A 7,841-nucleotide genomic window follows, 5' to 3' on the forward strand; every position below is an offset into this window, starting at 1 on the left:
TGGTGCGCCTGTCCTGCGGCCTCGCGCGGGGGCGACGGCTGATCGTCTTCTGGTCACGGGATCCTGGGCCGCCGAAGCCCCCGGGTGCTGACGACCCCTCAGAGCGGCCCACGCTACCCGCGTCCAAGGCCGGTTGGGCTGCACGGACCTTCAGGACCGGGACCTTCGGGAACCGCGCGGGACCGTATGGCCGGTGCCCCGACCCGGCATGGCGCAGAAGCATCGTTCCGTGGCCGCGGCATTCGCAGCGACCTGCATCCACCGCGTCTCCAGCGACTTGCACAAGGAGCACAGCCATGTCCAGAACCACGACCAGTGGTGAGCGAGCGGCGCCCAGGGCCGCTCTCGGGCTGCCCGCCGCGTCCGCACTCGTGATCGGCAGCATCATCGGTACCGGAGTCTTCGCCCTGCCCTCGGCCCTCGCCTCCTACGGGCCGATCTCCCTGGTCGCCTTCGTCGCCGTGACCCTGGGCGCGCTGGCGCTCGCGTCGACCTTCGGTTCCCTGTCGAAGCGGGTCCCGGCGAGCGGCGGACCCTACGTCTACGCGCGGGAGGCCTTCGGCGAGTTCGCGGGCTTCCTGAACGCCTGGTCCTACTGGATCACCGCATGGGCCGGCAACGCGGCGATCGTCGTGGCGTGGGTCGGCTACGTCGAGGTCTTCGTGAACACCGGCCACAAGACGTGGATCTCCGTGGGCCTCGCGCTGGTCGGACTCTGGATACCCGCGGCGATCAACCTCACCGGGGTCCGCAACATCGGCGCGTTCCAGGTGATCACGACCGTGCTGAAGTTCATTCCGTTGATCTTCATGGCCAGCATCGGGCTGTTCTTCATCGATCCGGACAACTTCGGTGCCTTCAACGCCAGCGGCCAGTCGGCGTTGGGCGCGATCTCCGCCGCCGGCGCCATCGCCCTGTTCAGCTACCTCGGGCTGGAGGCCGCCTCGGTGGTCGCCGGCCGGGTGCGTGACCCGGAGCGGAACGTGCCCCGTGCCACCGTCTACGGCACGCTCGTCTGCGCGGTCATCTACATCCTGGGCACCCTGGCCGTCTTCGGCACCGTCTCGCACGCCGAACTGGGTTCCTCCACGGCGCCGTTCACCGACGCCGCCAACAACATCTTCGGCGGCACCTGGGCCGGGAACGCCGTCGCCGTCGCCGCGGTCGTCTCCGGCATCGGCGCCCTGAACGGCTGGACCATGCTGTGCGCGGAGATGCCGTACGCCGCCGCCCGCGACGGCCTCTTCCCCGGCGCCTTCGCCAAGCTCCGCGGGCGGAACGGCGTGCCGGCCTTCGGCATCATCGCCTCCACCGTGCTCGCCTCGCTGATCACGGTGTTCAGCTACACGCGTTTCGAGGACGTCTTCACCAAGATCGTGCTGCTGAGTGTGCTCACCGCGGTGATCCCGTACCTGTTCTCCGCGGCCGCCCAGCTGTACTGGCTGCTGGTTCGCGGGCGGGAGAGCCTCAGCCCGCGTCGACTGGCCCGGGACGTGACCGTCGCCGCCGCCGCGATGGCCTTCTCCTACTGGTCGATCCAGGGCAGCGGCTACCAGACCGTCTACTACGGCCTGTTCGTGCTGCTGCTGGGGCTGCCGGTCTACGTCTGGCTGAAGCGGAGCCAGGGCAACTACGGCGACGCGAACGCGGCGATCCCCGCCGCCCGCACTCCGCGCGAAGAGCGAGCCCCCGAGACAGCGGCGCCGGCACCGGCCAAGCGGATCTCCCGCGGACTGGGCACCAACCGAGTCGGAGGCCCACGTAGGCGGAACGCCCACCGCCACCAGGACTGACCGTCACCTGGACTGACAGCCCCCGTTCGGGCCCGCCCCACACCCCACGTCGGAGGAATCAAAGCCATGAACACGTTTCACGTCGACTCCGAGGTCGGCCGCCTTCGCCAGGTGATCCTGCACCGCCCCGGCCTCGAACTCGCCCGCCTCACCCCGCGCAACGTCGACGCCCTCCTCTTCGACGACATCCTGTGGGCCAAGCGGGCCCGCGAGGAACACGACGCCTTCGCGCAGGTGGTGCGCGACCGCGGCGCCCGCGTCCACTACTTCGCCGATCTGCTCGCCCAGACCCTCGACACCCCCGAGGCCCGCGACTGGCTCCTGGACCGGGTCGTCACCCCGGCCGGCGTCGGCCCCGCCCTCGTCGACCCCGTGCGTGAACTCTGCGCCGAGCTCGACGGGGAGACGCTCGCCGGCTACCTGATCGGCGGGATCCTCAAGAGCGACCTGCCGCTCGCGTCCCCGCACAGCCTGGTCTGGAACGCGCTGGACGCGGACGACTTCGCGCTCACCCCGCTGCCCAACCACCTCTTCCCGCGCGACAACTCGTGCTGGATCTACGGCCGTCTGTCGGTCAACCCCATGGCCAAGCTCGCCCGCCGCCGGGAGAGCCTGCACGCCGAGGCCATCTACCGCTTCCACCCGATGTTCGCGGGCTCCGCCCCCGAACCGCTCCTGGACGGTGCGGTCGGCACCCTGGAGGGCGGTGACGTCCACGTCCTCGGCAACGGCGCCGTCATGGTCGGCATGGGCGAGCGCACCACCGCCCAGGCCGTGGAGAACCTGGCCGCCCGGCTGTTCGCCGACGGCACCGCGAACCGGCTGATCGCCGTCCAACTGCCCGCCACCCGCGCCTTCATGCACCTCGACACGGTGCTGACCATGGTCGACCGGGACGCCTTCACGATCTACCCGGGACTCGCCGACTCGCTGCGCTCCTGGACGCTCACCCCGAGTGCCGAACGCGACACCGGCTTCGAAGTGTCCCCCGACTCCGACCTGGCGACCGCGCTCGCCGAGGCCCTGGACCTGGACAAGGTCCGGATGCTCTCCGCCCCGCAGGACATCCGGGGCGCCGAGCGCGAGCAGTGGGACGACGGCAGCAACTTCCTCGCCGTCGCTCCGGGGGTCGTCGTCGGCTACGAGCGCAACGTCACCACCAACACCTACCTCCGCAAGCAGGGCATCGAGATCGTCACCATCGCCGGCGCCGAACTCGGCCGCGGACGGGGCGGACCGCGGTGCATGAGCTGCCCCATCGAACGCGACCCGGCCAACTGACGCAGCAAGGGGAAGCCACCATGACCGTCGACCTCCGAGGCCGCTCCTACCTGAGCGAACTCGACTTCACCGCCCCCGAGATCCACCACCTCCTCACCCTTGCCGCCCATCTCAAGGCCGAGAAGCGCACCCGCACCGAGCGGCCCCGGCTCACCGGCCGGCACCTCGCGCTGATCTTCGAGAAGACCTCCACCCGCACCCGCTGCGCCTTCGAGGTTGCCGCCGCCGACCAGGGCGCCCGCACCACCTACCTCGGCCCCGGCGACACCCACATCGGCGGCAAGGAGTCCATCGCCGACACCGCCCGCGTGCTCGGCCGCATGTTCGACGCCATCGAGTACCGCGGCTCCGACCAGGCACTCGTCACCGAACTCGCCGAGCGCTCCGGCGTCCCCGTCTACAACGGCCTCACCGACACCGCCCACCCCACCCAGAGCCTGTGCGACGTCCTCACCATGCACGAGCACAGCCGCAAGCCCCTGCAGGACATCGCCTACTGCTACCTGGGCGACGCCCGCAACAACATGGGCAACTCGCTGCTGTCCATGGGTGCCCTGCTCGGCATGGACGTCCGCATCGCCGCCCCGCGCCGGCTGTGGCCGGACGGCGAACTGGTCGCCCGGTGCCGTGAGCTCGCCGAGCACAGCCGAGCCCGGATCCTGCTCACCGAGGACGTCGAGACCGCCGTACGGGGCGCCGACTTCCTGCACACCGACGTGTGGGTCTCCATGGGCGAGCGCGCCGACACCTGGCGGGAGCGCATCGAACTGCTGCTGCCGTACCAGGTCAGCGACAAGACCCTCGCCCTCACCGGCAACCCGGACGTGAAGTTCATGCACTGCCTGCCGGCCCTGCACGACCGCGGCACCCGCCTTGGCCGGGACCTCTTCGACACCTATGGCCTGGACGGCCTCGAGGTCGCCGACGACGTCTTCACCTCCCCGGCGTCGATCGTCTTCGACCAGGCGGAGAACCGGCTGCACACCATCAAGGCCGTTCTCGTCGCCACCCTGGAGGACTGAACCATGCGTATCGTCGTCGCCCTCGGCGGCAACGCTCTGCTGCACCGCGGTGAACGCCCCGACGCGGCCGTCCAGCAGGCCAACATCGACCGGGTCGCCACCGCGCTGGCCGCCCTCGCCCACGAACACGAACTGGTCATCACCCACGGCAACGGCCCCCAGATCGGCCTGCTCGCCGTGGAGAGCGCCGCCGACCCCGCACTGAGCGTCCCGTATCCGCTGCACCTGCTCGGCGCCCAGACCCAGGGGATGATCGGCTCCCTGCTGGCCCGCACGCTGCACAACGCCCTGCCGGGCCGCAGTGTCGCCACGCTGGTCACCCACACCCTGGTCAGTGCCGACGATCCGGCTTTCGCACGCCCCACCAAGTTCGTCGGCCAGGTCTATCCGCGCGAGCTGGCCCGCTCCCTCGCCCGCGAGCGGGGCTGGCACATCGCGCAGGACACCACCGGCTGGCGTCGCGTGGTTCCGTCCCCGGTACCGGAACGGATCGTGGAGACCGACACCGTCCACGAACTGCTCGACAGCGGGAACCTGGTGATCTGCGCGGGCGGCGGAGGCGTCCCCGTCACCGCTGACCGGGACACCGGGGCGCTGACCGGCGTGGAGGCGGTCGTCGACAAGGACCTCACCGCAGCCCTGCTCGCCGAGGACGTGAAGGCCGATTTCCTGCTGATCCTCACCGACGTGCCGTGCGTGTACGAGGGCTACGGGACTCCTGAACAGCATCCGATCCTCGACGCCACCCCGGGCGAGTTGCGCCGAGGGGGCTTCCCGGAGGGCTCGATGGGTCCCAAGGCCGAGGCCGTGTCCCGGTTCGTCGAGCGGACCGGGCAGCTCGCCGCCATCGGCGCCCTGGAGGCGGCGTACGAGATCGTCCACGGCAGGTCGGGCACCTTGATCCGTCCCGGCTTCGCGGCCGGCTGACGTGCCGGAGCGGCAAAGCCGCCCACGGGCACTGTCCGGAGGCTGAAGAGATCGCCCAGCTCAGGGCCGATGCCGAGGGCCGGAGACCCTCACACAGTCGGTACCTCCCGGCCTCCTGCGAGAATCCGACAAGACCTGAGGAGACTGGTCAGTACGGACCGCGCGGACTCTGCGACTGGTCCCCGGTCCCCAAGTCACTTACGCGTTGTTGTCCGGTCGTCGTGTCGGTGAGTGGCGTCAGCATCCACTGCTCCGCGAGCGCCCGCACGCCGTAGGGCGGCGGCCCCTCGCGGCGGACGTCGTCGGCGGGTGCGAACCAGGGGGCCAGTTCCCGGGGCGGGCTGTGATCTGCTCGACGACGGCGCCGGGCCGGCTACGGCACCTGGCGCTACCGGGATGGCGACCGTCAACTCGACGCCGGTCTCTTCGCTCCTGCCGTGCGGAAACGGCCCGCTCACCGCGATGGAGGGCGAACTCGGCGATCGCCGTGCCGAGCGAGGAGACACTGACACCGGCACGCAGCCAGGCCGGACAGGGACGCGGGGGACCACCGAGGCCAGATGTACCGTTCGAGAACGGCTTCGTCTGGTGACCGGGTGCGGGAGGGGCAGCTCCCGTGTCTCCCGGGCGGCCTACCGCAGAGACAAGCCGTCCGGACCCCTGTGCCGGCGCGGCGGTCCCGGCGCGAGCCGGTGCCAACCAGGGTGCCCGCACCAGCCGTTGGCCATGTGCCGCCCCTCACCGGGCGATCCCGTCCTCCACCCGGCCCGTCCCGGGCACGGAACCGACGTCGTGTGCATGTCCAGAAGGCCTTGCGGACAGGGCCGTTCGGCCCAGCGGGTGCGGACCTTCGGCATCGGGTGCGGGCGTTCGCGGGCCACGAGAGTAAAGGACGTCAGGCAAGGAACAATTCGCCCCCGGCTCCCCGAAGGGATCACCACCATGGCCGTGCACGAGCATCCTCACCGTAGCTTCGGCTTCCACCTGCCGTCCTTCCGCCGGCCCCGGGCGGCCGCCGGCTCCGAGTCCGTGGTGGCAGCGACGACCGATACGCACGCCGCGCGGGCGTACGCGCTGGCCTCCCTGCGGTTGCTCACCGGGTTCGTCTTCCTGTGGGCGTTCCTCGACAAGACCTTCGGCTTCGGCTACGCCACCCCCTCCGGCAAGGGCTGGATCGACGGCGGCTCGCCCACCAAGGGCTTCCTCGGCTCCGTCGCCGCGGGGCCCATGGAGTCCACCTTCCACTCGTGGGCCGGGGACACCTGGGCCGACTGGCTGTTCATGCTCGGCCTGCTCGGCGTCGGCCTGGCCCTGGTCGCGGGGATCGCACTGCGGCTCGCCGCCGTCGCGGGCACCGTGATGATGGCGCTGATGTGGATCGCCGAGTGGCCGCCCGCCAAGCACCTCTCCGACGGCTCGCTGAGCATGTCCACCAACCCCTTCGCCGACTACCACGTCATCTACGCCCTGGCCATGGTCGTCCTGGCCGCCGCCGCTGCCGGCGACGCCCTGGGCCTCGGCCGGCTCTGGGCCCGGCTGCCGGTCGTCCGCGACCACGGCTGGCTGCGCTGACCGACCGGACGCGGTGGGCCGCTCTCAACCCACCGCGTTGTGCCGCACAGGGGACGGCCGGACCTGATCGGGGACCGGTGGCCCCTGGCCGAAGAGACCCCCGCAGACGACGCCGGAACCGCGTCCCGTGCCCAGGAAGGCAGAGATCATGCCCGGAACCATCACGATCGGCTTGGACGGATCGCCGGAGAGCCGGGCCGCCGCGGAATGGGCGGCCCGCGAGGCGGAGCTGCGCGGCCTGGCCCTGAAGATCGTCCATGTCTGGGAGCCGGTCCCCGAGCCGATGGCGCAGGCGCCGCTGGTCGGAGCCGAGACCCAGCAGCACTGGACCGAGCGAATACCGCGCGAAGCCGCCGCCGAACTCCGCCGGCGCCACCCCGGCGTCGAGGTGACCGTCGAGCAACTGTCGGGCGCGCCGGGCGACGTGCTCGCCGAGGCTGCGAAGGACGCCGAACTGCTTGTTCTCGGCTCACGCGGCCTGGGCGGCATCGGCGGCTTCCTGGTCGGCTCAGTCAGCCTGAGCGCCGTGGCCCACACCGGGCGCCCCGCGGTCCTGGTCAGGGCCGGGGAGCAGGCCGTCGACGAGCACGAGACGGACCCTGCGGGAGTCCCCTCTGCCACGGCACCCTTCCGGCCCGTCGTCCTGGGCCTGGACACCGATCATCCTGACGACACGCTGATCGAATTCGCATTCGAGGCCGCACGGCTCCGCGCCACTTCCCTGCGCGTCGTGCACGGCTGGTTTCCGCCGCCGTACTTCGCGTACGGGATGCCCGTGAATCCGCCCCTGCACCAAGCGCTCTGCCTGAGCGAGCAGGAGGCACTCGCCGAGTTGCTGCGCCCCTGGCGGCGGAAGTACCCGGACGTCGAGGTCGGGGAGGAGTCCAACTACGGCAGCGCCGCCGTGCTCCTCGTCGACGCGGCACAGACGGCGTCCCTCGTGGTCGTCGGCCGGCGCATCCGGCGCAGTCCTCTCGGCGCCCACATCGGGCACGTCACGCACGCCGTGCTGCACCACGCCACCGCCCCCGTCGCCGTCGTTCCCCACGGCTGACCAGGAACAGAGGAGAGGACCACCATGAAGGCAGCGGTCGTACGACGGTTCGGGGAGCCCTTGGTGATCGAGGAGCGCTGCGACCCCGAGCCCGGGCGCGGACAGGTCCGGATCCGGGTGGAGGCCTCCGGGCTGTGTCACACCGACATCCATGCCGCGCGCGGTGACTGGCCCGTCAGGCCGAATCCGCCG

At 71.2% G+C, this 7,841-nt stretch carries 7 protein-coding genes; all 7 read left to right on the top strand.

All coding sequences use genetic code 11. The features are described from left to right. Positions 1-296: 296 nt before the first annotated feature. Positions 297-1,793, top strand: a complete 1,497-nt coding sequence (locus tag ACFXI4_RS29350) for an APC family permease (RefSeq protein WP_384996594.1) — start codon at positions 297-299, stop codon at positions 1,791-1,793. Positions 1,794-1,859: 66 nt separating this feature from the next. After that, positions 1,860-3,074 carry an arginine deiminase gene (locus ACFXI4_RS29355; RefSeq protein ID WP_384996596.1) on the top strand — a complete coding sequence of 405 codons (1,215 nt, stop codon included), beginning with the start codon at positions 1,860-1,862 and terminating at the stop codon, positions 3,072-3,074. Between the two features lie 20 nt (positions 3,075-3,094). Then, positions 3,095-4,096: an ornithine carbamoyltransferase gene (gene argF, locus ACFXI4_RS29360; RefSeq protein WP_384996599.1), complete on the top strand. Its 1,002-nt coding sequence runs from the start codon at positions 3,095-3,097 to the stop codon at positions 4,094-4,096. A 3-nt stretch (positions 4,097-4,099) separates the two neighbouring features. Next, positions 4,100-5,023: a carbamate kinase gene (locus ACFXI4_RS29365; RefSeq protein WP_384996601.1), complete on the top strand. Its 924-nt coding sequence runs from the start codon at positions 4,100-4,102 to the stop codon at positions 5,021-5,023. A gap of 942 nt (positions 5,024-5,965) precedes the next feature. Further along, positions 5,966-6,595, top strand: coding sequence for a hypothetical protein (locus tag ACFXI4_RS29370; protein ID WP_384996603.1), 630 nt, complete (start codon positions 5,966-5,968; stop codon positions 6,593-6,595). A 148-nt stretch (positions 6,596-6,743) separates the two neighbouring features. Next, positions 6,744-7,649 carry a universal stress protein gene (locus ACFXI4_RS29375; protein WP_384996606.1) on the top strand — a complete coding sequence of 302 codons (906 nt, stop codon included), beginning with the start codon at positions 6,744-6,746 and terminating at the stop codon, positions 7,647-7,649. A gap of 24 nt (positions 7,650-7,673) precedes the next feature. Beyond that, a partial coding sequence (locus ACFXI4_RS29380) for an alcohol dehydrogenase catalytic domain-containing protein (RefSeq protein WP_384996625.1) occupies positions 7,674-7,841 on the top strand: 168 nt, incomplete at its 3' end.

The organism is Streptomyces sp. NPDC059224, assembly GCF_042754285.1.
In the GTDB taxonomy this organism is placed as follows: Bacteria; Actinomycetota; Actinomycetes; order Streptomycetales; family Streptomycetaceae; genus Streptomyces.

Bases quoted from the DNA above. Each gene is read 5' to 3' on its own strand.
- argF (WP_384996599.1), top strand. From the start codon at position 3,095: ATGACCGTCGACCTCCGAGGCCGCTCCTACCTGAGCGAACTCGACTTC.
- ACFXI4_RS29365 (WP_384996601.1), top strand. From the start codon at position 4,100: ATGCGTATCGTCGTCGCCCTCGGCGGCAACGCTCTGCTGCACCGCGGT.
- ACFXI4_RS29370 (WP_384996603.1), top strand. From the start codon at position 5,966: ATGGCCGTGCACGAGCATCCTCACCGTAGCTTCGGCTTCCACCTGCCG.
- ACFXI4_RS29350 (WP_384996594.1), top strand. From the start codon at position 297: ATGTCCAGAACCACGACCAGTGGTGAGCGAGCGGCGCCCAGGGCCGCT.
- ACFXI4_RS29375 (WP_384996606.1), top strand. From the start codon at position 6,744: ATGCCCGGAACCATCACGATCGGCTTGGACGGATCGCCGGAGAGCCGG.
- ACFXI4_RS29355 (WP_384996596.1), top strand. From the start codon at position 1,860: ATGAACACGTTTCACGTCGACTCCGAGGTCGGCCGCCTTCGCCAGGTG.